Annotated in this window: 31 protein-coding genes; 14 read left to right on the top strand and 17 right to left on the bottom strand. The window is 35.0% G+C overall.

What is annotated here, in order from left to right:
- The first annotated feature begins 42 nt into the window (after window positions 1-42).
- From N4270_RS02530 to N4270_RS02555, 6 genes are all read left to right on the top strand, one after another.
- Window positions 43-399, top strand: a complete 357-nt coding sequence (locus N4270_RS02530) for a hypothetical protein (RefSeq protein ID WP_260095220.1) — start codon at window positions 43-45, stop codon at window positions 397-399.
- 6 nt (window positions 400-405) lie between these two features.
- Window positions 406-669, top strand: a complete 264-nt coding sequence (locus N4270_RS02535) for a DUF3098 domain-containing protein (protein WP_260095221.1) — start codon at window positions 406-408, stop codon at window positions 667-669.
- A gap of 70 nt (window positions 670-739) precedes the next feature.
- Complete coding sequence (locus tag N4270_RS02540) at window positions 740-1,540, top strand: undecaprenyl-diphosphate phosphatase (protein ID WP_260095222.1); 801 nt, start codon at window positions 740-742, stop codon at window positions 1,538-1,540.
- Window positions 1,540-2,232 (top strand): tRNA pseudouridine(55) synthase TruB, encoded by a 693-nt coding sequence (gene truB / locus N4270_RS02545; RefSeq protein WP_260095223.1) that lies wholly within the window; start codon window positions 1,540-1,542, stop codon window positions 2,230-2,232. Before N4270_RS02540 ends, truB begins: the two co-directional genes overlap by 1 nt.
- 32 nt (window positions 2,233-2,264) lie before the next feature.
- Window positions 2,265-2,804 (top strand): hypothetical protein, encoded by a 540-nt coding sequence (locus N4270_RS02550; protein ID WP_260095224.1) that lies wholly within the window; start codon window positions 2,265-2,267, stop codon window positions 2,802-2,804.
- A gap of 58 nt (window positions 2,805-2,862) precedes the next feature.
- A complete protein-coding gene (locus N4270_RS02555; RefSeq protein WP_260095225.1) occupies window positions 2,863-3,621 on the top strand; it encodes a hypothetical protein in 759 nt (252 codons plus the stop codon).
- 36 nt (window positions 3,622-3,657) lie between these two features.
- Here the strand turns inward: N4270_RS02555 and N4270_RS02560 are convergent, their stop codons facing one another.
- Window positions 3,658-4,281 (bottom strand): thioredoxin family protein, encoded by a 624-nt coding sequence (locus tag N4270_RS02560; protein WP_260095226.1) that lies wholly within the window; start codon window positions 4,279-4,281, stop codon window positions 3,658-3,660.
- A gap of 153 nt (window positions 4,282-4,434) precedes the next feature.
- Between N4270_RS02560 and N4270_RS02565 the strand changes: the two genes are divergently transcribed.
- Genes N4270_RS02565 through N4270_RS02575 form a run of 3 tightly spaced genes read left to right on the top strand, consistent with a single transcriptional unit; the run spans window position 4,435 to window position 6,236 of the window.
- Window positions 4,435-4,998, top strand: a complete 564-nt coding sequence (locus tag N4270_RS02565; protein ID WP_260095227.1) for a DNA-3-methyladenine glycosylase I — start codon at window positions 4,435-4,437, stop codon at window positions 4,996-4,998.
- Complete coding sequence (locus N4270_RS02570) at window positions 4,985-5,572, top strand: hypothetical protein (RefSeq protein ID WP_260095228.1); 588 nt, start codon at window positions 4,985-4,987, stop codon at window positions 5,570-5,572. The genes N4270_RS02565 and N4270_RS02570 overlap by 14 nt, the downstream gene beginning before the upstream one ends.
- Complete coding sequence (locus tag N4270_RS02575) at window positions 5,553-6,236, top strand: DUF2490 domain-containing protein (RefSeq protein ID WP_260095230.1); 684 nt, start codon at window positions 5,553-5,555, stop codon at window positions 6,234-6,236. The genes N4270_RS02570 and N4270_RS02575 overlap by 20 nt, the downstream gene beginning before the upstream one ends.
- On the opposite strand, the gene aat is transcribed toward N4270_RS02575, so the two are convergent.
- From aat to N4270_RS02590, 3 genes are all read right to left on the bottom strand, one after another.
- Window positions 6,233-6,859 carry a leucyl/phenylalanyl-tRNA--protein transferase gene (gene aat / locus N4270_RS02580; protein ID WP_260095231.1) on the bottom strand — a complete coding sequence of 209 codons (627 nt, stop codon included), beginning with the start codon at window positions 6,857-6,859 and terminating at the stop codon, window positions 6,233-6,235. The genes N4270_RS02575 and aat overlap by 4 nt on opposite strands.
- 274 nt (window positions 6,860-7,133) lie before the next feature.
- Window positions 7,134-7,505 (bottom strand): DUF3127 domain-containing protein, encoded by a 372-nt coding sequence (locus N4270_RS02585; RefSeq protein ID WP_260095232.1) that lies wholly within the window; start codon window positions 7,503-7,505, stop codon window positions 7,134-7,136.
- 40 nt (window positions 7,506-7,545) lie between these two features.
- The gene (locus N4270_RS02590) at window positions 7,546-8,415 is read right to left on the bottom strand and encodes a flavin reductase family protein (RefSeq protein ID WP_260095233.1); all 870 of its coding nucleotides are present in this window, start codon (window positions 8,413-8,415) and stop codon (window positions 7,546-7,548) included.
- 162 nt (window positions 8,416-8,577) lie between these two features.
- On the opposite strand from N4270_RS02590, the gene N4270_RS02595 reads away from it, so the two are divergent.
- Window positions 8,578-9,783, top strand: coding sequence for a PAS domain-containing sensor histidine kinase (locus tag N4270_RS02595; RefSeq protein WP_260095235.1), 1,206 nt, complete (start codon window positions 8,578-8,580; stop codon window positions 9,781-9,783).
- Between the two features lie 9 nt (window positions 9,784-9,792).
- On the top strand, window positions 9,793-10,149 hold the full coding sequence (locus N4270_RS02600) for a hypothetical protein (RefSeq protein ID WP_260095236.1): 357 nt from the start codon (window positions 9,793-9,795) through the stop codon (window positions 10,147-10,149).
- On the opposite strand, the gene N4270_RS02605 is transcribed toward N4270_RS02600, so the two are convergent.
- Both N4270_RS02605 and greA read right to left on the bottom strand, forming a co-directional pair.
- Window positions 10,150-10,539, bottom strand: a complete 390-nt coding sequence (locus N4270_RS02605) for an HIT family protein (RefSeq protein ID WP_260095237.1) — start codon at window positions 10,537-10,539, stop codon at window positions 10,150-10,152.
- An 88-nt stretch (window positions 10,540-10,627) separates the two neighbouring features.
- Window positions 10,628-11,101: a transcription elongation factor GreA gene (gene greA, locus N4270_RS02610; protein ID WP_260095238.1), complete on the bottom strand. Its 474-nt coding sequence runs from the start codon at window positions 11,099-11,101 to the stop codon at window positions 10,628-10,630.
- Window positions 11,102-11,271: 170 nt separating this feature from the next.
- Between greA and N4270_RS02615 the strand changes: the two genes are divergently transcribed.
- Entirely contained in the window at window positions 11,272-11,697 is a 426-nt protein-coding gene (locus N4270_RS02615; RefSeq protein ID WP_260095239.1) for a hypothetical protein, read from the top strand.
- 82 nt (window positions 11,698-11,779) lie between these two features.
- On the opposite strand, the gene N4270_RS02620 is transcribed toward N4270_RS02615, so the two are convergent.
- The 8 genes from N4270_RS02620 to N4270_RS02655 all read right to left on the bottom strand — a co-directional run bounded on the left by N4270_RS02620 (window position 11,780) and on the right by N4270_RS02655 (window position 19,171).
- Window positions 11,780-13,969, bottom strand: a complete 2,190-nt coding sequence (locus tag N4270_RS02620) for a TonB-dependent receptor (protein WP_260095240.1) — start codon at window positions 13,967-13,969, stop codon at window positions 11,780-11,782.
- A 365-nt stretch (window positions 13,970-14,334) separates the two neighbouring features.
- Window positions 14,335-14,778, bottom strand: coding sequence for an alternative ribosome rescue aminoacyl-tRNA hydrolase ArfB (arfB, locus tag N4270_RS02625; protein WP_260095241.1), 444 nt, complete (start codon window positions 14,776-14,778; stop codon window positions 14,335-14,337).
- Entirely contained in the window at window positions 14,744-16,300 is a 1,557-nt protein-coding gene (locus N4270_RS02630) for a DUF4301 family protein (RefSeq protein WP_260095242.1), read from the bottom strand. Before N4270_RS02630 ends, arfB begins: the two co-directional genes overlap by 35 nt.
- A complete protein-coding gene (locus tag N4270_RS02635) occupies window positions 16,297-16,872 on the bottom strand; it encodes an ATP-binding protein (RefSeq protein WP_260095243.1) in 576 nt (191 codons plus the stop codon). The genes N4270_RS02630 and N4270_RS02635 overlap by 4 nt, the downstream gene beginning before the upstream one ends.
- The gene (gene pnuC, locus N4270_RS02640; RefSeq protein WP_260095244.1) at window positions 16,824-17,465 is read right to left on the bottom strand and encodes a nicotinamide riboside transporter PnuC; all 642 of its coding nucleotides are present in this window, start codon (window positions 17,463-17,465) and stop codon (window positions 16,824-16,826) included. Before pnuC ends, N4270_RS02635 begins: the two co-directional genes overlap by 49 nt.
- Complete coding sequence (locus N4270_RS02645; RefSeq protein ID WP_260095245.1) at window positions 17,449-17,709, bottom strand: thiamine-binding protein; 261 nt, start codon at window positions 17,707-17,709, stop codon at window positions 17,449-17,451. Before N4270_RS02645 ends, pnuC begins: the two co-directional genes overlap by 17 nt.
- A gap of 52 nt (window positions 17,710-17,761) precedes the next feature.
- Window positions 17,762-18,496 carry a geranylgeranylglyceryl/heptaprenylglyceryl phosphate synthase gene (locus N4270_RS02650; protein WP_260095246.1) on the bottom strand — a complete coding sequence of 245 codons (735 nt, stop codon included), beginning with the start codon at window positions 18,494-18,496 and terminating at the stop codon, window positions 17,762-17,764.
- 48 nt (window positions 18,497-18,544) lie between these two features.
- On the bottom strand, window positions 18,545-19,171 hold the full coding sequence (locus tag N4270_RS02655) for a 4'-phosphopantetheinyl transferase superfamily protein (protein ID WP_260095247.1): 627 nt from the start codon (window positions 19,169-19,171) through the stop codon (window positions 18,545-18,547).
- A 133-nt stretch (window positions 19,172-19,304) separates the two neighbouring features.
- On the opposite strand from N4270_RS02655, the gene ahcY reads away from it, so the two are divergent.
- Window positions 19,305-20,618 (top strand): adenosylhomocysteinase, encoded by a 1,314-nt coding sequence (gene ahcY / locus N4270_RS02660; RefSeq protein WP_260095248.1) that lies wholly within the window; start codon window positions 19,305-19,307, stop codon window positions 20,616-20,618.
- Window positions 20,619-20,775: 157 nt separating this feature from the next.
- Complete coding sequence (locus tag N4270_RS02665) at window positions 20,776-21,240, top strand: DUF1569 domain-containing protein (RefSeq protein WP_260095249.1); 465 nt, start codon at window positions 20,776-20,778, stop codon at window positions 21,238-21,240.
- A 158-nt stretch (window positions 21,241-21,398) separates the two neighbouring features.
- Here N4270_RS02665 and N4270_RS02670 read toward each other — a convergent pair whose 3' ends face one another.
- The 3 genes from N4270_RS02670 to N4270_RS02680 form a co-directional block, all read right to left on the bottom strand.
- A complete protein-coding gene (locus N4270_RS02670) occupies window positions 21,399-22,163 on the bottom strand; it encodes a hypothetical protein (protein WP_260095250.1) in 765 nt (254 codons plus the stop codon).
- A gap of 88 nt (window positions 22,164-22,251) precedes the next feature.
- A complete protein-coding gene (locus N4270_RS02675; protein WP_260095252.1) occupies window positions 22,252-24,336 on the bottom strand; it encodes a S46 family peptidase in 2,085 nt (694 codons plus the stop codon).
- A gap of 57 nt (window positions 24,337-24,393) precedes the next feature.
- Complete coding sequence (locus N4270_RS02680; protein ID WP_260095253.1) at window positions 24,394-25,197, bottom strand: hypothetical protein; 804 nt, start codon at window positions 25,195-25,197, stop codon at window positions 24,394-24,396.
- Window positions 25,198-25,199 lie beyond the last annotated feature (2 nt).

Here is a 25,199-nt window from a genome sequence, read left to right on the forward strand (position 1 = left end):
TTGTTGGCTATTGGCAAATACTAAAATCTTCAAGGTTTCGTTATGACACTACCAACTCATCTTAATGTGATGAAAAGACAACTCCTTATTTTATTATGCGTTAGTTTTTTAACCACAACATCATGCATTATAAAAAACCCGCAACCCGAAGACTGTGTGATTACAACAGCTACAATCACCAAAATTACTGAAGGCCCATCGTATGATATTGTTTTTCATGATGATGATGCTTCCTTCTATATTAATCGCGGATTAGAATATGGACTAAATTTAGATACTCTTAACGCAAAAGTTTTAAATAAAACTGTTACTTTGCACTTACCAAAATTATTTTATGGTACCACAAAACATATTGCTCAGTTAGCAATAGGTGATGAGATTATCTTTACAGAGTTTTAAATCATTATGGGAGAACAAAAACGCAAAGAAACGACGAAACAGGATTTTATCTTCGGAAAGAAAAACTATAAGTTCATGCTTATAGGTTTGGCTTGCATCGTACTTGGATTTATTTTAATGTCTGGTGGCGGCAGTGATGATCCTAATGTATTTGATCCTTCGATCTTTAGCTGGAGACGTATTCGACTAGCGCCAACCTTAGTACTTATTGGTTTTGGAATTCAAGTCTATGCGATTTTATTGAATCCGAATAAAACTCCTAAATCTTAATCAGTAACTTTTACTGAACAAATTCAGAATCTTTTATCAATTGATACGTCTATTTTGATATTTTTGCCGCATGGATATTTTAGATTCAATTGTATTAGGAATTATTCAAGGACTCACCGAGTTTTTACCAGTCTCTTCTAGTGGACATCTCGAATTAGGCAAGGTCATCCTACAGGATGAAAATCTGGGAGCAGAAGACAGTCTGCTATTTACAGTGGTATTACACTTTGCAACAGCACTGAGTACAATGGTTATTTTTAGAAAAGATATTCTGGAGATTGTTAAAGGTGTTTTGAAGTTTGAATGGAATGAAGACCTTCAGTTTATTTCTAAGATTGCCTTGTCAATGATTCCAGCTGTGATCGTTGGCCTCTTTTTTGAAGAACAACTCAAAAGTCTTTTTGGAGGCAATATCAGACTCGTTGGTTTTATGCTTATCGTGACTGCTGCGCTTCTCTTTTTAGCTGATCGCGCCAAAAACACAGATAAAAAAGTCACGTTTTCAAATGCCTTTATCATCGGAATCTCTCAAGCCATAGCAATGCTTCCAGGAATATCCAGATCTGGCGCAACCATTTCGACATCTGTATTACTTGGAAATGATAAAACCAAAGCGGCTCGCTTTTCGTTTTTGATGGTCGTTCCGCTTATCTTCGGAAAAATAGCCAAAGATGTTTTAAGTGGAGAAATCACCTATGACAGTTCTAATTTTACAAGTTTAAGTGTAGGCTTTATTGCCGCATTTGTTACTGGCTTATTTGCATGTACCTGGATGATCGCTCTGGTTAAGAAAAGTAAGCTATCCTATTTTGCATTCTACTGCATTATTGTTGGGATCATAGCAATCATCTATTCTTATAACTTAGCCTAATGACACTTGAAGATTTCAAAAATGGTCAGGTGTTACTCATTGACAAGCCTCTAAACTGGACTTCCTTTCAGGTGGTTAATAAACTGCGTTGGGAAATACGTCAGGCATTCAACATTAAAAAAATAAAAGTTGGTCACGCCGGAACATTAGATCCTTTAGCTACGGGATTACTCATTATTTGTACAGGTAAAATGACCAAACAAATTCACACTTTTCAAGGTCAGGATAAGGAGTACACTGGAACTTTTGTTTTAGGCAGCACGACGCCTTCCTATGATTTAGAATCCGACATAGACCAGCACTTTCCAACCGAGAACATTTCCGAAGCTTTAATTCACGAGACTACCAAAACATTTATTGGTGCTATCGAACAATTTCCGCCTGTATTTTCGGCTTTAAAAAAAGACGGAAAGCGTTTGTACGAATATGCCCGAGCTGGAGAACACGTCGAAGTTTCATCGCGAACTGTGCACATTTCAGAATTTGAAATCACAAAAATCGAAGGGACAACTATTGACTTTAGAGTGGTTTGTAGTAAAGGTACTTATATTCGCTCTTTGGCTCATGACTTCGGAAAAGCGCTTAACTCTGGCGCACATCTTTCGGTGTTACGTCGTACAAAAATTGGTGATTTTGATGTCGCCAATGCGAGCTCTCCTGAAGATTTTATTCAATCCTTGTCTTCGGAATAATTATTGATACTTGCTTCTAAACCTCTTCAACTATGAAGCAAGCCTCTACACTATTTATGGTGCTGTTAGGTATCAATCTGTATGCTCAAGATGATATCAAAACTAATGGAATTTTTTATAAAATATCATTAGCGACCACATTAACTGTCAACGAAGATTTCACCCTTGGTGATGACACAATTGAACGCTTTTTTAGAACAAGTGCTTTCTTTTTAAACAATACTGTTGGTTTTCAGTTTGATGATCGTTCTGCATTAGGTCTAAATGCCGAGTACAATTGGCATTCTGAAAGTGGTTTACAATTTTTACCTGTACATTTAAGCTTTCAATACAACATCGTTGATTTTGATGATACATTATTTATTAGAGTAAGTTACGGACGCTTAGTTGGTATCAACAGTGATTTTGAAAAAGGAACACTTTATAAAGTTGGTCTAGGCGCTCGATTATTTGATGAAAATTTTAAAAACTCATGGCTCATAGGTATTGATTTTACCAGAAAACGATTCGGATTTAGACAGTTAGAAAAGCTTTCTAGTCTTTCATTTTTTCTGGAATTTATGCTGTTCTAATCTTTTTTTGTTAATTTAACGTATATAAGACACCAACTTAAATTAAAATAAGGCCTACTTGGAATTTATTGAAAAACATAAAGCGCTTCTCATTACGTCCTTACTTACAGGAACGATAATTCTAGCTATGTTCTCGCTTAGTATCAAGAAAAAAGCAGAATTTATAGCCGAAAGCTATTATGAAATTGAACCTCAAACCATTGAAGAATTAGAACAGCTTGAACGGCTAAAAGCGTTGGAAGAGCGTGAAAATGCTAATCTGAAAACCAATCAGGCTTTTAATGAAGATGAAGAGTTTAAGGAAATGATGCGTAATTTTAAAACCATGAGTTCGCAACATGAAGATGAGATTTCTGAAGACACACCTGAAACACCTTCTGAAGCCTCTTCTCAAACCCCTGAAGCACTTACAGCGTCTAACGCCTCGCACAACGCTTCTCAAAACTATGCTTTAAAAGACCAAGAACGCAAAACATTTAATAAGGCAAATGATATATTAGCGATGCATTCTCCCAAAAAAGAAGCTAAAAATAGCAAAGGCAATGCGGCCAGTAGTGTTTCGTTTTCACTTTCTAAAAGATCTAAAGTAAAACTTCCGCCACCAGTCTATTTATGTGAAACTGCTGGTAAAATAGTGGTGAATATTACGGTGAATTCTAGCGGACAAGTCACAGATGCCTATATCAACTCCTCATCATCAAGCAGCAATCAGTGCTTAATTGATACAGCTTTAGAATATGCAAAAAATGCATTGTTTTCTCGTGCCGAACGTCAAAGCCAGATAGGTTCTATCACCTATTATTTTCAAGGAAAATAGGACAGACTCTATGATTAAATCTAAGCTTGTAAAAAGTTAGGCTTTATCCAATAGCGTAAGTATGTCCTCTACAATATTTTGCCCTTTATCCTTATTATACCAAACTTGTAAATCTTCTTTAAATACTGGTGTTAAGATTCCGTGTTTCGCTTTATACTCATTGACCAATTGCGTGGCTTTACTTGGTCGTGGCCCAAAAGTACTGAGAACCTCTCTGGTGTTTGAATCAATCATAATTAACTTTGCAATAGCACGTCCGCCATTGGTTAAAAATTGATCCATTAAAGCTTCATTTTCATCTCTAAAAACTAATTTTAAGTCGATGTTTTCTGAAAGTTGAGCCAATTTATTAAGCACCGGAATCACATGAGCGGCATCACCACACCAACTTTCAGTAATGACCAGCCAGGTGACTTTTTGGTTAAAACGGGCTATGCCATCTCTGGCTTCTTCAGGAATTTTAACTGTTTTATCCCAACGTTTCATGCGTCGGTCATTAAGCATTGTATAGTTAACTAAAGCTTCGGTTTTTTCGTTTCCAGATGTGGATCCTTCTAAAACTAACTGCGTTACTAGTTCACGATATTCCTCATATGAAATGGCCTTTTGTAAGCTTTCATTAATAAGGTCTTTTACAGGTATAGTTGTCAATGTATTCATGTTATTTAGGCTTGCAATTTAAATGATTCTGCTCGAGCAGAACATGATTTAAATCATCTATTTTATATTCTAGATCATTTTACTGTAGCTCAGACGAATTTTTGTGCAAAAACTTACTATTTTTAAAATTCAATAGGTCTAAATAGAACTCATATGAAAAAACATAAATGCGGTTGGTGCTTAGGTGACGACTTATACGAAGCATACCACGATGAAGAATGGGGCGTTCCTGTAAAGGATGACGACACCTTATTTGAATTTTTAATTTTGGAGACCTTTCAAGCGGGTTTAAGTTGGATTACTGTTTTAAAAAAGCGTGAGAATTTCAGAAAAGCTTTCGACTATTTTGATTATAAGAAGATTGCACAATACAATCAGAAAAAAGTAGACAACCTGCTCCAAAATGAAGGGATAATCAGAAACAAATTAAAAGTTAAGGCTACCATTACCAATGCACAAGCTTTTATGAAGGTACAAGAAGAGTTTGGGTCCTTCTCAAAATATATATGGGGTTTTGTTAATGACAAGCCTATTAAAAATAAGCTTAAAGATTATAAAATGGCACCTGCTAATACACCGCTGAGTGATGCGATTAGTAAAGATTTAAAAAAACGTGGTTTTAAATTTGTGGGTTCAACAGTGATTTATGCGCACATGCAAGCTACAGGAATGGTGAATGACCATGAAGTTAATTGTTTTAGATATGATGAAGTTTAAACTTGTTTTTGTACTCTGTATATGGATTTCTTGTTTTAGCTTGGAGGCACAAACGAAAAACGAAAAAGAATCACGCATACCGTTGACCGAATTTCCTAATGAATCACAAATACTTCTAAAAACCATTATAAAAAAGGTGAAGCGTTCTCGCTTTTACAAAGAAACCGACGGTAGTAAACTGAGTTTTGAAAGCAAATTCAAATATAATAAGTATTGGTTCAGTGTTGAGTTTAATAATTTAGGAACTCTAGAAGACATTGAAGTTTTGGTAAAGGAAAAACATTTATCTAAACCTGTTAAAACGGCTATTAGATCTTATTTAAAAACGAATACTACTAAATATGAAATTATTAAAATTCAGGAACAATACGTGTATTCTAGCGACCATAGTGAAGCTACATTTTTAAACTCAATTTTAGAAAACAGAACAACATTATCATCAAACTATGAACTAATTGTTGCAATGAAATCTCAGAAAACATGGGAACTGAAAGAACTCACATTTGATGAAAAAGGAGATTTTATCAAGGCTCGAAACTTACAACAAGACAGCTATGAATATATCATGTACTAGACTTCTGGTCGTGCTGCTTCTGCTGGTAACTTTGAGCACAAAAGCACAGGAAGACACCGAAATATTTCACGAACAAGAATTTGGTCTTAGACATAGTTTTAGTAAAAAATACAGTGCCAATTTTGAATTGGCCTCACGTGCTTATGTGTATACAAACGAAGATTTTTTATACAAAATCAGACAATTACAAATTAGTCATTTTTCAACTTTAAAATTAGACTTAAAACACAGCATGGCTTTAGGCATCATGTATAGAAATCGAAATGCTTTTGAGAACTCCAGCAATGAAATTAGAATAACCCAACAATTTAATAGAAAATCCTTGTTTAATACTTTGCGAATCGGACATCGGTTACGAAGTGAACAACGCTTTTATGACAGCTTTACGGCGTTTCGATTTCGCTACCGCTTAGCGCTTGACATTCCTTTGCAAGGTTTAAAACTTGATGTTGGTGAAACCTATTTTGTAGTTACTAATGAAGGTTTACTAACCAGCTCAAAAGTTCATAAACCAGAACTAGAATATCGAATATCACCATCTATAGGTATTTTATTATCGGAAGACTTAACTATAGAATTTGGAGTCGAACTTCGATTAGACCAATTAAATATTGATACTGAAGACACCTTATTTTTTAATACTTCCGTAGATATAAAAATTTAGTCTAAGTAGTTCAAAAATTCTTTTCTGGAAATCTCTTCGGCACCTAAACTTTCGAGATGATTGGTATAAACCTGACAATCGATGAGTTGATAATTGGTGTTTTGAACAAAGGAAATAAAGCCTGCTTTACTCGCATTACTCACACGACTGAACATACTTTCGCCACAAAACACGCCATTATCTAAATCTACACCATACAAACCGCCAACCAGTTCATTATGGAGCCAAACCTCAACAGATTTAGCATAGCCTAAACGGTACAAATTAATGTAGGCAGCTTTCATATGTTGTGTAATCCAAGTGCCTTGTTGACCATCGCGTTTTATTTGTGAGCAGGCTTCAATGACAGACTCAAAATCGGCATTGATGGTCACTTTAAAATCTGTATTTCTAAGCACTTGTTTCATGCTTTTCGAGACCTTCAATTTCTTCGGAAAAAGGACAAATCGAGGATCTGGAGACCACCAGATAATAGGTTCTTCTTCATCAAACCACGGAAAAATTCCACGTTGATAAGCCGCTAATAATCGTTGCGATGATAAGTCGCCTCCAATAGCTACAATGCCTTCTTCAGTAGCCGAAGACACATCAGGAAATTCGATGGTATGATCTAGAAATTTCATATTTGAATAAGGTCAGCATTATTCATCAATAGTGTGTTAAATCTAGGTAATAACTTTGAAAACATCAGATTTTTATTCATATTTGATATGACCTTTGTGAATTAAATTTTGTTCATCATTGCTTTTTTTGAGTTTGTTTATAAAGGTCAAACCTAAAACCACAATACTAAGTCCCAAAGCAATTTGGGGCTTTTTTAATAAAAAAAACCTCAATTTTCATTGAGGTTTCATTTATGACTCTTTTCATCTTTACAATGAAAATTGTTCTATACTATTAAAACGGTAAATCGTCGTGATCTTCTTCGTTTAAATTCGTCGCAGGTTCGAAAGCTTCTGTTGGAGCTGCAGGTGGTACATTAGCGCCATCAGCTTGCACAGCTTCAATTCTCCAACCTTGTACAGAATTAAAATATTTGGTTTCCCCTTGAGGATTCACCCATTCTCTACCTCTTAAATTGATATTTACTTTGACAGCTTGACCTACTTGGTAACTGTTTAACAAATCGGTTTTATCTTGAACAAATTCAACCAAAATATGTTGTGGATATTGTTCTTCTGTCGTTACTACCAATTCTCTCTTTCTAAACCCATTGCTTCCAAACGTTTGAGTTTCTCCAATCATTTTGATTTTTCCTTGTACTTCCATTGTTGTATTTACTTATATTTAATTTAGACTATTTTATTCTTTAAGATAGCAGCAATTTCCAGGCACTATCAACGTCGCCATAACTCAAATAGTTTCTGGCAATTTTATGTTTTTCACGATGTGACATTTCTTTGATATTCGGATAACGTTCACTCACATTGTTTATAAATTCATCTATTTCATTTTGCTCAGGCAGTGCTTCAACATTCCCCAACATTCCTAAGTCATTCCCCGTTAAAATCATACTGTTTTTAACTTCCGAAGGCATTGCATCTACGCCAATTCCGATAGTCGTTAAAGGTTTAGGAATTTCAAAAAATCCTTTTTTTGCTCGGTTGTAATAACTACCTCCTGCTCTCGCAACCAGATCAAGTTTTTCTTGTACTATACTTTGATTATCATCGAGTACATCGTCAGAAATATGAAGCTTTACAACTTCACAAATCACTAAGTTCCCTGCACCACCTTCGGTTCCTAAGTGTACAATATCGTTGACTTTACATTCAAACTGCACAGGAGATTCGGCCACTCTAAATGGTTTTACTATATCAGATTCTAACATAGTTAAACCTGATTTTTCAAACTCATTAACACCTTTAGCATACTCGGTACTACTTAAGGACATTTGCTGTACGATATCGTAATTAACGACATTAATAACAACTTCTTTAGTGATTTCAACATTCTCTAAAGTATGCTTCGTGGTATTATCTCTGACGCGTCGCGCTGGAGAAAAAATCATAATTGGCGGATTCGCACTAAACACATTAAAAAAACTAAATGGCGATAAATTAGGATGGCCTTCAGCATCTATTGTACTTGCAAAAGCAATAGGTCTTGGAGCCACGGCACTTAATAAGTAGCCATGAAGTCGTCCTGTTGATAAGTCTTTTGGTGTAAACGAAGCCATCGTGTTGTTATTTTCACTCTAAACCTAAGCGTTTCAAGTGCTTGTATTTATTTGAAATGCAAATGTAACCATATTGCTAGTGTTATAAAAATGAATTCACCTTATCTCAACACAATATTATTAACATAAATCCTTTATATTTAAAAATCAAAAATCAAGTTAATGGCATTAACCATAAACCGCAATATGACACGATGGATTATCATCGTTGCATCCTTCCTCATTATTTCTCTTATTCTTTGGAACACCTACGTGTTTTTTCAGTATTTTAAATCTGAAGAAAGAGCTAAGATGAAAATATGGACGAATGCTTATATTGAATTTTCAAACGATTTAAACGACATTCAAAGTGGCTCTGATGATGTAGAAATCAACCTTGTTGCTGAAAACATAGTAGTAGATTCAACATTAACCACACCACTTTTGCTTATTGATAAAAATGGTACAATTCTCAGTTCAAGAAATATCTCACCTTTTTCAAATAGTACTGAGCCTGAAGACATAAAAAAAGATTCTGCTTATGTTGCACAAAACTATAAAAAGCTAATTGCTAAATTTAGTGAAGAGAATGAACCCGTTGTGCTCGAAAATTTAAATCGAACTCTTTACTACGGAAACACACCTTTACTCAATAAATTGAAATATTATCCGCTTGCATTGTTATTAATAATATTTCTTTTTGCTGCAGTAGCCTTCTTTTTTTATCGGAGTACAAAAACGGCAGATCAAAATAGGCTATGGACAGGGATGGCAAAAGAAACTGCGCATCAAATTGGAACGCCCTTATCGTCACTGGTTGGCTGGACCGAAATTCTTAGATCAGAAAACGTCAACCCAGATTATTTAGTGGAAATTGAAAAAGACGTCACAAGACTCCAAACCATAACCGAGCGTTTTAGTAAGATTGGTTCTATGCCAACCTTAGAAAAAACTGATATTGTTAAAGAAACATTAGATTCGTATGAATACTTAAAAGCGCGATCATCTAAACTAATTGATTTTGAAATCTCTACTCCTTCATCGCCACTCTACGTTAGTCTTAATCAGCAATTATACAGCTGGACCATAGAAAATCTGGTTAAAAACGCTATTGACGCTATGAAAGGAAAAGGCAATTTAAAACTTGCTATCACCAACGATGATAAACATGTTAAAGTTACGGTTCAAGATTCTGGAAAAGGTATTTCTAAACAAAGTTATAACGCTGTATTCCAACCGGGTTATACGACTAAAAAACGTGGTTGGGGATTAGGTTTATCGCTTGCTAAACGGATTATTGAAGATTACCATAACGGAAAAATTAAAGTGCTTCATTCAGAAATTGGAAAAGGCACAACCATGCAAATTTCATTGAAATTATTATCTTAATCGGTGGTTATGAAAGAAAAACAATACTTTACATTAAAAGAGGTACAACTCAATAACAACTGCCCTGAATGTTATTCTAACGAAGGCTTAGAGTTGACATTCAAACAACGTTTTATTGAAAACAAATTCTACAAATCGATTACTCAAGAAACCATTCATGAGATGCATTGTAAAACGTGTAATACTGCTATTTTTCCTGTGCGGTGGACCAACGATATTGAGCAAGTTGTGGCCTATCAAGAACGTGCTGTTATACCCAAACCAAAATCCCTAAAATTAAAACAACTGGCATGGTTTGTCATTATCGCTGATGCCTTATTGTTTATTGTCGTGTTATTAGTTGTTACAGGCGTCTTGAAATTTTAATTACAAAAACGAGACAATCTTATTGGCAATGGCTTCAAAGGCGTCTTTATCTAATTGCACTTTGTTTATAAATCGGGCATCCTCCATAGAGTTCAACGGAATTAAATGCACATGTACATGCGGCACTTCGAGTCCGATAACTGCCATCCCAACACGCTCACAAGCAACAGCTTTTTCAAGGGCTATGGCGACTTGACGAGAAAATTCCATGAGACCATGGTAGGTCTTTTCATCCAAATCAAAAATCTTATTGACTTCTTTCTTCGGAATGCAAAGTGTATGTCCTTTTGCATTGGGATTGATATCCAGAAAAGCCAGATAATCGTCCGTTTCAGCAACTTTATAACAAGGAATCTCGCCATTTATTATTTTAGTAAAGATAGATGCCATGGCTTTAAATTTTAGAGTCTATGTAAATATAAAAAGATTCCTCTTTTGAAGGAATCTTTTTGACTCATATATTAATAAGTTTTATGTTTTATCTAGAAATTTCTAAGACATCAAATTTCATCACACCGTTTGGTACTTGTACTTCGGCAACTTCTCCAACCGATTTTCCTAAAAGGCCTTTACCAATAGGCGAATTAACCGATATTTTCCCTGAAGCTAAATCGGCTTCACCATCGGCCACTAAGGTATAAGTCATTTCCATGCCATTGGTTTGGTTTTTGATTCTCACTTTAGATAAAACCAAAGCTTTAGACGTATCCATCTGAGATTCATCAATAACACGTGCACCAGCCAAAGTTTCTTCTAACTTAGAAATTTTCATTTCTAACATTCCCTGAGCTTCTTTTGCAGCATCATATTCAGCATTTTCACTCAAATCCCCTTTATCTCTTGCTTCAGCAATAGCCTGTGATGCTCTTGGACGTTCTATATCTTTAAGTTGTTTTAATTCGTCTCTTAATTTTTTTAATCCTTCCGCAGTATAATAAGATACTTTACTCATAATTCAATCGTTTACTTAATGTATGCTTAATCACTATATTCAAAATATCCCGAAACAAGTTCGGGACTAATGAAAAAATCTCGCCGTCACGAGATTAGTAATACAAAGATACAAAATATTTAATTCAACCTTTAAAATATTGTAAATTGCACCCAAAAATTACCCAAATTATGAAGAAGTTATCTTTTGTTTTATCGCTCTTAGTTTTAATGAATTGCGGCAGCGATGACAATATAAATAATTGCAATTTTTTACTCAATGTTGGTGTTAACGCATCGCTAAATTTAAACTTGCCCGAGTATAGCCAGTTGATGTTTACAAGCAATTCTGTATATGTCGCTAATCAAGGTAATGGAGGTATTATCGTCACTAATGTTGGTAATAATAACTACAGAGCTTGGGATGCAGCAGATCCTAACCATGTGCCGAGTGCCTGCTCTTTATTACAAATAGATGGCGCAAATGCAGTTTGTGGTTGTGCAGATGAAAATGAATACAGCTTATTTACCGGACAAGCAATTGGAGATCCTTTGCCTTGCGGACTAAAAGAATACCGAGTGACGCTTTCGGGATCCAATTTGGTGATTAGCAATTAAACCTGTTTAAAAAGTAAAACTCATAAAAAAACTCCTAATCGTTAAATTAGGAGTTTTCTATTTAAATAATGCTTCGGAAGCATTAAAACTTTAAGGTGACTCCTAATAAAAAGTTAGTGGTGGCTTGCGGATAAAAACCGGCAAAGTATCCTGTTGAAATTCCCGTAGGACTATCGCTATCATCAAAATCAAAAGACCCAAAATAGCCATTAGACACGTACTTTTCATTAAAGATATTATTGACTAATCCTGAAAACACAACCGATTTAAACACCGATTTTGGTTGCCATTCATAGGTAATATTGAAATCATTAATAAAATAGCTTTCCAATTTTGAATCTGGGTTTTCGGTATTGCCCATAAATTGTTCACCAACAAATTTACTTAACAAAGCCATTTGAAACCCTTCTCTAGGCTGAAATACAAACGCATTGGCAGCAACAAATTCTGGAGAAAATGAAATATCGGTTTTGCCTAAATTAAGGAGTTCGCCATTAACAGACTCAAAAGTTTCCTTGTTTTTATTAGAACTTATTGTAAAGTTAGGCTGTACCGAAAACTTATTAGTAATCGCCACAGCAGCATCAACTTCTAATCCTAAACGATAACTATCACCACTATTGGCTCTTACAGGATCTCCAGTAGTATCAATCTGACCTGTCAATACTAACTGTTCATTATAAAGCATATAATAGCTATTAACATTCAACCTGAATTTTTGTGTGTTATGTCTCCAGCCCAATTCAAAATCATTAAGCTGCTCAGGTTTTACAGTCGCATTATTTTCAAAATCGCTTCGGTTTGGTTCACGATTTGCTCTGGCATAAGAAAAGTATAAGCTGTTATTAGGATTGACTTTATAGGTAATTCCGGCTTTCGGATTAAAGAAACTGTAATTTTCATCAACGTTAAACGGAACTCGATCTGAAGTAAGTCCAGACGTCTCATAACCTACGAGTCGCAATTGTAAATCACCATACAAACTCACTTTATCATTAATGCGATACGTCGCTTTTGTAAACAAACTCCAATCTGATTTTTTTCCGTTGCCTTCATAATAACGATCTCTAATTTCGCTATCGCTGGCAAATTCTGCCCAAATGATTTCCCCAAAATGATCACCATCATAAATGCTGTAGGAGGTTCCGAAAAAGAGATTGACCTCATTATTTTTGTAGTTGGCACTCGCATTTATCACATAAAAATCATTATCCAGCCAACGACGTCTAATTAAATCGGTAGTATTCACAGTTTCACCGCCAATTTCTATAGGTGTTAAATCATAATCGGCAAAGTCTTCATCTTCTTTATATTGCTCAAAATAACCTCTTCCGTAGGTATAATTCAAACCTAAATTAGTTGACCATCGGTTGTTATAACGTTGGTTCCAATGTAACTGATAATGGTCTTGATTATAATTATCAACTTCATTATCGTAGAACTGAGGATTTCCGTCGGCATCCGTGTAAGCACCAGACGGATTAAAAGTTCGGTTGTCTTCTAAAGTTTCAGCATCAATTCCATTCCAGGCTTGATAAGTAACTTCTTTCCCACCAAACATTATGGCTTTAATTAAAGTATTGTCATCTACATAAGACCCTTGTAAAAAGTAAGATTTTAAGTCGGTTTCAGCTCTATCAATATAGCCATCAGAAGAAATATTAGACAAACGACCCGCAATTTCAATATGGTCATTTATTAAGCCTGTACTAAATTTGACCGTATGTTTTCTGGTATTGTAACTTCCGAAGGCATTAGAAATTTCACCATTTGATTCTGAAGAAACAGCATCTGTAAGGACATTTATACTGGCGCCAAAAGCTCCAGAACCATTGGTTGACGTCCCGACACCTCGCTGTAATTGTAAACTTTCAACAGACGATGCAAAATCACCTAAGTTTACCCAAAAAGTACCTAACGATTCGGCATCATTATACGGAATTCCGTTGATGGTCACATTGGTCGACTGCGCGTTGATTCCACGAACCCGAATTCCCGTATAACCCACACCAGCACCAGCGTCGGTAGTCGTCACCACAGATGGCAAATAGTTTAAAAGCACCGGAATATCCTGCCCTAAATTACGTTTGGCCAATTCCTTTTTGGTAACATTAGAATGTGTGATTGGTGATGTTGCATTAACTCTAACAGCTTTAACCAGAACTTCGTCAAGTGTTTCGGTCTTTGTTGAATCTTGCTGTTTTTCATTGTTCTGTGCCATAGCACTTACAGAAAGCACAAAAAGTGCTAAAAAAAGAAATGTGTTTTTCATTACGATTATAATTCATAATCGAATAAAAAGAGGTCATTATTCTTGGTTAATAATTAAAATTGTGAACATTAATATAAATGTGATTAAAAAAATGCTAAAGCATTTTTTTGCACTCACTAAAAATGTCCAGTGGACATTTTATTAACGTTCGCTTCCTAAACAGCATTACCTGTTCTAGGTTCAATGGGTATGATCTCAGCCGATAATAGGCACCCCTTTTTTGAGAACGCTGCAAAGATAAAATAGATTTATTGTTTTACAGTTAAGATTTTAAAATAATTTAAAAAGAAACCTATAATTGTAATATTGCTATATCACGATAACATCAACTAATACCAAAGACTTGATTACTTAAAACAATGTGTCTACTGAATTTCAGGTGGTTTACGATTCGCTTTTTTTTCCGAATTTCTGCGTTTGTTTGTAAGTCTTTTTTTGACAACAGCTCTTGGGATTTTAGTTGGGATACGCTCCTTATCTTCAATTAAATTATCCCTAATAAGTTCTACAAACCGCTGACTAATAATCGTTTTGTTTTTATGCTGACTTCGGCTTTCGCCACATTGCATGATGAGTACAAAAGTTTTACTTAATCGGGTTTGAAGATTGGATTTAAGTAATTCTTTTTGCGCTTCAGTTAGTACTTCTGAATTCTGAACATCAAAAGCTAATTCAACTTTAGAGGCCGTTTTATTAACATGCTGTCCACCAGCACCAGAACTCTTAATGGCTTTAAAATTTACCTCTTGCAATATGGCTTCTGCATCAAACATCTTATTTAATCTGATGAGGCGCTTTAAGTAAATCATTAACTGTTTTCACAGGACTAAACGTAATTAAGGGAACTTCTACGAAAATGGTATTCCAGTTGGCCATACTACCATTCCACAACCCAGGAAGTTCAAGAGCTTTGATGTCTTTTCCGGTTTTAGTTTTCATGGTAATAAAAGCTGTTTTAGGATCAACAAACTTTTTGAGATTAAACTTTTCACCTTTATGGTTTTTGATACCACAGACTAAATCTACAGGGTTAAAATGCGTTGCATTCTTCAAAATTTCTTTTTGGTGCTTGCTTTTTTTATTGATTTGAGCAGATTCTACGATTTGTAAGGAGATATTTCCGCTTTCATCTTTAACCCAAAACGGGCCACCTCCTGGTTCACCTTCATTTTTTACCATCCCACAAACTCGAATTGGACGATCGAGTTTTTCAGCTAAGTATTCTATTTGATATCTACGTGAATACTTTTCAAATTCGGAGCTGATTTTAACATTCAATTTATTGACTAAAAACTCCCCTATTTCGATTAATTTTTCTTCGGAAGGCTTGCTCGATTCCAGTAACTTAAGGTATTCAAATGCTTGGCTTTGCACTTCAAGTAAAATGCCTGCCAGTATTTTTTTGAAATTGGCGACTTCTTCCTTGTATTTGTAAGTCACTACATTATCAATGTTTTTAATAAAAACAATATCGGCATCTAAATCATTTAAGTTTTCTATAAGTGCGCCATGACCAGAAGGTCTAAAATGCAAAGCGCCATCGTCTTCGCGAAATAATTTATTTTTGGAGGTTACCGCAATCGTATCGGTAGATTCTTTTTGATAAGAAAATGAGATATCAAATGCTGAACCCGATTTTTCTTCTACTTTCTTTTCGATTCTTTGGAACTCTTCATCAAATTTATGGTTGAATTTTTCTGAAATTGTAAAATGCAATTTTGCTGATTCTTTACTTGAAGAGTATAGTGCAGATTCATACAAATGTTCTTCAAAAGCTGTTGAAATCGTCTGATTTTTGTACTGATGAAACGGCAGCAGGCCTTTGGGGAAATTTCCGTAATTTAATTGGTCGGTATGAAGCATCATTTGTACAAACTTTAGCCGTTGCTCATTAATGCTCAAACTATCAAAGTCTGAATAGGTGCTTTGAAGTCTATCCATAACTATATGATAAAACGGAAACTTTTCGAGGCCGATAAAGAACATGGACAGATCTTTACTATCGTGCGTATTGATATAAGAATTAATACTTTCTTCCTCAATATTATACTCCTCTAAAAACTTAAATAAAAATTTAAACATTCGTGTCGCAGCACCAGAGGCTGGAACAAATTTTAAAATAGAAATTTCATCTTTTTTAGTTTCAAAAATCGAAATATAGCTTTCACTTTTATCTTTTGATAATTTAACAATCCCATTACCAATTGTAGCCGCAGAAACTAAATTTGAAAAAGGCAAACCGGTTTCAAAAAGCTCAATTTGTTTCTTAATTTTTTTTAAGGTTAAGCCTTTGCGTTCTATTTGTTTTATATCGTTTTCAGAAAAATTCAATCGCTTATTTTTAAAAGTTTATCAATATGTTGTTTGCAGATTTCTAAGCGCGCTTCAAAACTCCCTTTAACAATCACATAAGGCTTTTTAGAATCTGCTAGTGCTTCCTCAAATCTTTGAAATTGCTGCAATCTGTTATGGGGTTGATCCCGAATTCCATCAGCTTCCCAAACCGTGTCAATATAAGTTAAAAAATACAAATCATAGGTATTTTCAAGTGCGTATTTTTTTACCATATCTGGACAAAAATCATCATAATAAAACTCTGAATACACTTTGGTTTCTAACAAATCGGTATCGCAAATTAATAGTCGGTTAGCATGGTTAAGTTGCTCATTTTCCAATTGCATTTGTCCGATAGCAATAGGCAGTACATCGTGTTTGGTTAGCTGTAAATTGTTTTTCGCTTTAGTTTCAGCATAGATACGTGAAAACTCCTCAACAAAAACCGTATCATACCAATGCGCCAATGTTTTAGCCAACGATGATTTTCCAGTAGACTCCGGACCATATAAAACTACTTTTATACAGTTTGGGTTGGTGTCTCTATTTTGTTTAAGCTGTTCTTCCATGCTAAATAGCCAAATATGGCAATAAATGTAAATCCTAAATATTGAAAACTCGTAAAGGTAAAACCTTTATAAAAATAAAGTGGAACAGAGATGACATCCCCTACAATCCAAAACAACCAATTCTCTAGTTTTCTTCTTGCCATTAACCACATGCCGACAAAAAATATTGCTGTCGTAATCGTATCAACATAGGCAACCCAGCCAGACCATTTATCAAATGCTTGATAGACAATATAAACAAACGCTAAAGTCGCTATAAAAATAACGACACCTATTTGTTTTTCTTTTATGGTTGTTCTAGAAATTGGTGTAACCTGGGTTTCATCTATTTTTCTTGTCCATATATACCAACCATAAACACTCATGATAAAATAATATACATTTATCATCATGTCCCCTAACAGTTCCCATTTTATTAATAAATACACAAATATTGCGGTACTTATCATTCCTGTTGGGAATACCCAAATTTTATTTTGTTTAGAAAACCATACAGATAAGAACCCAAAAATTACAGCTGTTATTTCTAGAACAATATCTGTAGTAGAATAGGCATCATATTGACCAAAAAAAAACTCAAAAATGTGGTTCATAATCGTAGCGATCCGATTTTACAATTTTCATATGTAATAAGCCTCTTTCAATTAACTCAAAAGCTGCTTTAATTTCGACTGTTAAGAGCGTCATGACCGCATCATAATCACCATAGACCTGTGTGCTTAACGGATTTTCAAGTACTTTTAAATTAGAAGCACGAAGCTGTTTGATAAAATGAATAATTGCAGGTTCGTAATCGTCATGCAATGGTGTTAAAGTAAGTTCTACGGATATGTTCATATTATTTTTTATAAAAACGAAAGTCTAAGTTATTGTTTAAACTAAATTTATATTAGGCTTTTAATTCATCGAAGAAGCGTTCATCCTCTTCAAAAGCAGTACCTATAACTACTAAATTGGCTCCTGCCTTATAGGCATTCTCTAATTGTGTTTTCGTTCTAATGCCACCTCCAACAATCAGCGGAATCTTCAAAGTCTGCTTTACAAAACTAATGATTTCAATTGGCACAGGATGCAAAGCACCACTACCGGCTTCCAAATACATGAGCTGCATACCCAACCATTCGCCAGCTTTAGCAGTATCGGCTATTTTTTGTACATGTTCTCTAGGTATAGGTGTTGTTTTTGTAACTCTTTCTACAGCTGTTTGCTTACCGTTTTCAATTAAAATATAACCGGTTGAAATTACTTCTAAATTAGAACCTTTCAACTTTGAAACGGCTTGTACATGTTTCCCAATCAAATATTCAGGATTATCACCTGAAATCAGCGATAGAAACAATAAAGCATCAGCTTCTTTAGTAATTTGCGATACATCACCAGGGAATAAAACAATGGGTAAACTGGTATGTTTTTTAATTTCAATAACCAATTGTTCTGTGGCGTTTTCACTAACGATACTTCCACCAACAAAAATATGGGTGGCTACAGATTGATTTAACTTTAACATAAAATCAGACAAGCCTTCGAGCATCATTTTGTCTGGATCGATTAAAACAGCCAGTAATTTTTCCCCTTTGGAAATCGATTCAATAACCCTTCTATATACCTCTTTTTTATTGGTCACTAACACAACTTTTACGTTTTCAATCTAATTTAAAGTTCTTCATTTCTTTTAAGTCGTCACAAACGCACATGTAAACCCTTCAAATTCTAAAAAGTGCGTTTGATATCTGTATTTTTTATTGTCGTAGTCTATCCAAGCCACGGTTTTCCCATCTTCCAGCATAAAAGGAATCACTAAAAAATGCTCTCGAAACAACATACCTGGTGTCGCAAATAGTTTGTATAGCGATTCTTTAATACCCCAAATAACGGTGAGTCTTTTAATATAATCTGTATCGTTTTCAGAGAGGTAATTGAGCTCATAATCCACAAATTTTTTAGCAATCACCGTAATTTTTTCTCGCTGCTTTTCGATATCGATACCAACTTCAGCATCGCTAATAATGATTCCCGAAAAGGTAAACGAATGCGTAATCGAGATTTGTTTTCCATCTTTTAAATGGGGTTTTCCGTTGGTATCATAATACAAATCCTGATCGGTATATCCAGAGTCTCGAAGCAAATGACGCACACTTAAAAAACCACGTTGATGCAACTCACTTTTCATACCTAATACGCGCTCTAAACTATTTGGTTTTAAATCTAAGGGCTGCATTAATTCAGTATAAGATTCTGTAATCTTCCAGATTTTAACAACAGTTTGTGAGTTTGGATGGATAGTTTTATAAAGTGGCATTTAATTATCTGAAACTTAATGGTTATCTTTGCTGCGCCTTAAGCGAATTAGATCGTTTTATCAAGCGAATTTAACCAAAATTAAACTCTAAAGGCAAAGCATAATTAAAAAATAAGAAAGCAAAAATAAACAAATGGATAAAACAACGACTTACGTACCTTACAAAGTAAAAGATATGTCTCTTGCAGATTGGGGAAGAAAAGAAATTGAATTAGCTGAAGCGGAGATGCCAGGACTAATGAGTCTTCGTGAAGAATACAAAAACACGCAACCTTTAAAAGGTGCGCGTATTGCAGGCTGTTTACACATGACCATTCAAACTGCGGTCTTAATCGAAACACTACAAGCTTTAGGTGCTGAAGTTACTTGGAGTTCTTGTAATATTTTCTCAACACAAGATCAAGCTGCTGCTGCAATTGCTGCTACGGGTACTGCTGTATATGCATGGAAAGATATGACTGAAGAAGAATTTGATTGGTGTATTGAACAAACCTTATTCTTTGGTGACGATAAAAAGCCGTTAAATATGATTTTAGATGATGGAGGCGATTTAACAAATATGGTATTAGATAAATACCCTGAGTTAGCTGCTGGAATCAATGGCTTGTCTGAAGAAACTACTACAGGTGTTCACAGACTTTACGAAAGAGTAAAGAATGGAACATTACCAATGCCAGCAATTAATGTAAATGATTCTGTTACTAAGTCTAAGTTCGATAACAAATACGGTTGTAAAGAATCTGCTGTAGATGCGATTCGTCGTGCTACAGATGTCATGCTAGCTGGAAAGCGTGTGACCGTTTGTGGTTATGGTGATGTTGGTAAAGGTACTGCTGCTTCTTTTAAAGGTGCTGGTAGTATCGTTACGGTTACCGAAATTGATCCAATCTGTGCTTTACAAGCTGCCATGGATGGTTTTGAAGTTAAAAAATTAGAAACTGTTGTAGCAAATTCTGATATCGTTATCACCACTACTGGAAACAAAGATATTGTTCGTTCTGAGCATTTTAAAGCCATGAAAGACAAAACTATCGTTTGTAATATTGGTCACTTTGATAACGAAATTCAAATGGCCTGGTTAAATGAAAACTACGGAAATACCAAAAACACCATTAAACCTCAGGTTGATAAATATACCATTGATGGTAAAGACATTATCATTCTCGCTGAAGGGCGTTTGGTTAACTTAGGTTGTGCTACTGGTCACCCAAGTTTTGTAATGAGTAATTCGTTTACCAACCAAACTTTAGCTCAAATTGAGTTATGGAACAATGCTGATGCTTACAAAAATGATGTGTATATGTTGCCTAAGCATTTAGATGAAAAAGTAGCCAAATTACACTTAGAAAAAATTGGTGTTGAGCTAACTGAGCTTAAAGATTACCAAGCCGATTATATTGGTGTAACAGTTGAAGGTCCTTACAAACCTGAACACTACAGATACTAAAACCATTTGCGCTCTTAACCATTAGATCGCATAAGAGATAAAAACAAAATCCTGAACATTCGTGTTTGGGATTTTTTTGTAGTTGCACTTACTATTAGGACAAATTCAAACACCTAATACTCTTGTTTTATTTAGTAACTTCACACAAACAAAATTTATGAGTTTAAAAAAACTAAATACTGCATTAGTTCATATCGAAAATCATATAGAACACCATCATATTTCAAATCCTGAAATATCAAAAGCTGATGTGGCATGGCATATTGATCACAGCCTTAAGGTTATTAATAGAGTTATTGATTCACTCAAAACATCAGACCCAAACACTTATAAAAATAACTTCAGTTTTTTAGGCAAATTCTTTTTTACACTTGGGTTTTTTCCCAGAGGAAAAGCAAAAGCTCCAAAATATGTGAGACCTCCCGAAACCATTTTAAAAGCAGATCTTATTTCGCAAACTACATTAGCCAAAGCCAATATTGAAACCATAGCTGATTTACCCCAAAATGCTTATTTCAAACATCCTATATTTGGAAATGTGAATACGCCAAGAGTGTCTAAATTTTTAGTATTACACACCCAGCATCATTTAAAGATTATCAATGCTATAGTCTCCAAATAAGAGTTGTTGTATTGGGGCAATTGCAACGTCGCAAAAGCTATGTTGCACCAGGCTTTCCGTTGTATCTTTTTCTCGTCCCTCAAAAAAGGATGCCACTGCAATCCTTATTGCAGAACAAGCTCTAACATTGTTTACAACGACTCCAAATAATAGGTAAACTAATACCCAGTAACGAGTAAACGCTTAGCGCCTTTTAAACCACATTTTTGATAATGATGATAAGCCTTTGCAGCGCGTTCACTAATTTGAGCATCCGATTCATTCAAAATCCAACCGTCAATAGCCCATTTTAAAGTATAAGCTTCTGGTGCCATTAATCCAGTGGTCCAAACCAACGGATTGGCTTTGGTTTGCTTCAAATAGGGTTTAAAATAATCTTTACTAATACATGCTAAGATTATGGCGTCTCTCTTGGTTTCATTAACCGGTTTAAAATCCCCCTGAACATTAAATTCCATGAGTCCGTCGTGACCAATATAAGTCAGTAATTGAGCATCTCCTCCAAACTTCAACACTTGCTTTTTGTGTGTTATCGCTACCGAATTTCGTCCTGCCGTAGCTTCCAAAAAATCGATCGTTGTTTGCTTGATGTACTTTCCGTCATAGGCATCAGCCAAAAGATAAGTATTGGTGGTGTTATGCTTAAACAAAACCCGTTCTAAAATATGATTTCCTATAGCTTTTTCCGAAGTTATTAAAGTCCAATCTTTAGAATTTTTAAAATGAGTTTTCACACCATACAAGGCCGACCAATACAAATTTCCTTTGATATCTTGTCCGTTACCAAGCTTTGCAGGAACAGGAACAATACCTTGATTTACATTATCACATAAGGCGACAAATACATGAATGGTTTTGGGTTGAGACTGTGAAAAGACCGTTAGAGACAATAATAACGAAATGGTGAATAGTAGTGGTTTCATACAAGCTAAACGAACAACTTATAGAAAATCGTATAAAACAAAAACCTTTCTATTGCTAGAAAGGCTTTTGTATAAAATCGAGTCATTTCTATTTTTTAGGATGAACTAATGTCATCTCTTCAATTAAATGCGTTGCACCAGCGTATTTATCGACAATAAATAAAACATAACGTAAATCGACCATAATGTTTCGGCAAATTTCTGGATCGTAATAGATATCACTCATCGTACCTTCCCAGACACGGTCAAAATTTAAACCAACCAGGTTTCCTTCCGCATCAATTGCCGGACTCCCAGAATTTCCTCCAGTAGTATGGTTGGTTCCTAAAAAACAAACTGGTAGTTTTCCGTTTTTATCTGCGTATTGTCCATAGTCTTTCGCGGCATATAAATCTCTGAGGCGCTGAGGCACATCAAATTCGTAATCTCCAGGCACATATTTTTCAATCACACCATCCAGATAGGTCACCGGATTATAATAAATAGCATCTCTTGGCGAATAACCATTCACTTTTCCATAGGTCACACGTAATGTACTATTGGCATCTGGGAAATAACGTTCTTCAGGCATCACTTCCATTAAGGCCGTCATATAGGTGGTTTGAAGGGCGTTTATTTCGGTGTTAATTCGTTGAAAATCGGGCTCTAATGTTGTATAAAACTCTTTGATTAACGGTTTTGCATATTGGTAAGCAGCATCTTTATTTAACTTTTTAAGAACCTCATCAGAACTTCCTTTAAGTAACTTTAAAGTGCTTTCCATAGTTGTAAAAGCTGTCGTATTATAAATGGACACATCAACATTTTTTGAATACAATGGCATCACCGACTCATAAACACCTTTATCTACTGCCACATTATAATTTTTATGGATGCTTTCCATACGGTTTATAAAATTTGCAATAGCCTTAGTGTTATCCGGATTTTTAATGAGTGCTTGTTCCATTTGATAAGCTCTAAAGGTCATTTGCATTAACTCATTGGTACGAAAAAACACTTCAATGAAGTTATTACGCTTAACATTAACGCTTTCAAAGTCTGCGTAAAGTCGGTCAAATTCTGATAATAGGTGACCATATTTAGCCTCTTTATTTTGAGCTTTTAATGCTTTTGTAAAATCACTTTCAAACTCACGTTTTATAGCAATTGCTCCACTTTTTTCAATCCCAAGGTTTTCACCAATCCATTTTTTCCAGGCATTGGCAATACGCGCTTGCTTTGATGCGTATTGAATTCTAATCTGGTCATCAGCTTTCATATTAGCATCTATCACTTTTAAAGCCGCTTCTCTAATCGCAATATTTGACGGATTTACCTTTTTTGTTATTTGTTCTATAGCAACGGCTGGTAAATATTCGTTAGTACGACCCGGAAACCCAAAGACCATAGTAAAATCTCCTTCTTCAATTCCGTCTAAAGAGACTGGCAGGAAATGTTTTGGTGTATACGGAACATTATCTTTACTGTATTTTGCCGGACGATTATTTTGGTCGGCATAAATTCTAAACATCGAAAAATCACCAGTATGTCTTGGCCAAACCCAGTTATCGGTATCGCTACCAAATTTCCCGATGCTACTTGGTGGCGCACCAACTAAACGAATGTCTTCAAAACGTTCGGTAACAAATAAAAAGTATTGATTGCCTTTATAAAATGGTGTAATCTTAAGGTTTTGCCATTCTTCTTTTTTGGTCGCTTTAACTACTGCATTTCTATTAATATCAATTTTAGATTGTCGATCTCTTGGACTCATATCATCTGTAACGCCAGCAAGCATGCTTAATGTCACATCTTCAATGCTCACAATAAACTCGACATAAAGTCCTTCGTTAGGAATTTCTTCAGCAAGAGACATAGCCCAAAATCCATCTTTTAAATAATCATTTTCTAAAGACGAATGCGACTGAATTTGACTAAATCCGCAGTGATGATTAGTGAGTAATAAGCCTTTAGGAGAAATCACTTCGCTTGTACAACCGCCATTAAAATGACCAATAGCATCTTTGAGACTCGATTGGTTTACATCGTAAATATCTTGTGCTGTAAGTTTGCTTCCTAAGCTTTGCATTTCACTTTCATTCATTCCTTCTAATAAGGAAGGAATCCACATGCCACCTTGTTGAGCAGACATTTGAAACACAATAAAAAAGAAGATAATTTTGAAATATCGCATGGTCATTAGTTTTGAATATAGAATGCCGTAAAGATAAAAAAATACTTCTGGTATTTTTTAAGGATTTGGCAGCTGCAAACGCTCATTAAAAATCCAGCGTTTCACTAAATGTTTGTTTGTCGATACTTCAGCAAACACATAAATATTGGAAGGAAAACAAGGCGATGTCTCAGCAAGTTCTATCATTACTTTATCATCGTAATAACTCGAATGTAAAAAGTAGAGTTCTTTATTTTTTACAAGCACATACCCAACATGATTGTCGAGTCCAACAAAATAAACACCATCAGTATATACCGAATTCACTTTCGCTTTTAAAGATTCAAAAGACAAATTCGAAAAGATTTGCAACTGAGCTTTTGGCTGCAACATTTGCGCTTCTATAAGTCCGGCCTGTTGCGCCATCTTGTAACGATTCAAATTAAAACCTAAATGCTTTAAAGTTGTCGACACAAAATAACCACACGCAATTTCACCTTGATTAGGAATATTAGTATGACCATTAAAATCCCATTCGGTACCATACCAATGTGGCACTATAGTATTTAACAATTTCGAATATAAATACTGTGATGCACTATCAATCGCTTTAGCTGAATTGGTTTGATATAATCTTTTAAAATAAGGTCGGTCTGAAAGTATACGACTTGTCATTGTTGAATACTCCCCTTTGGGCTTAAAATTAATGTCAAGTTTTGCCGAATCTAGAGTAGGTTCCGCAATTTCGAGAGGAAATTCCTGTAGAGAATTGTTTACAACGGCATTTGGAATCACTTTTGTTTTAGGTGCTTCTACACAGGCCATTAAGCCCACAAATACAATACATAAAAATGTTTTAATAACAGGTTGAATTGGTTTCATTA

It is taken from the genome of Psychroserpens sp. SPM9 (genome assembly GCF_025153525.1).
Taxonomy (GTDB): Bacteria; Bacteroidota; Bacteroidia; order Flavobacteriales; family Flavobacteriaceae; genus Psychroserpens.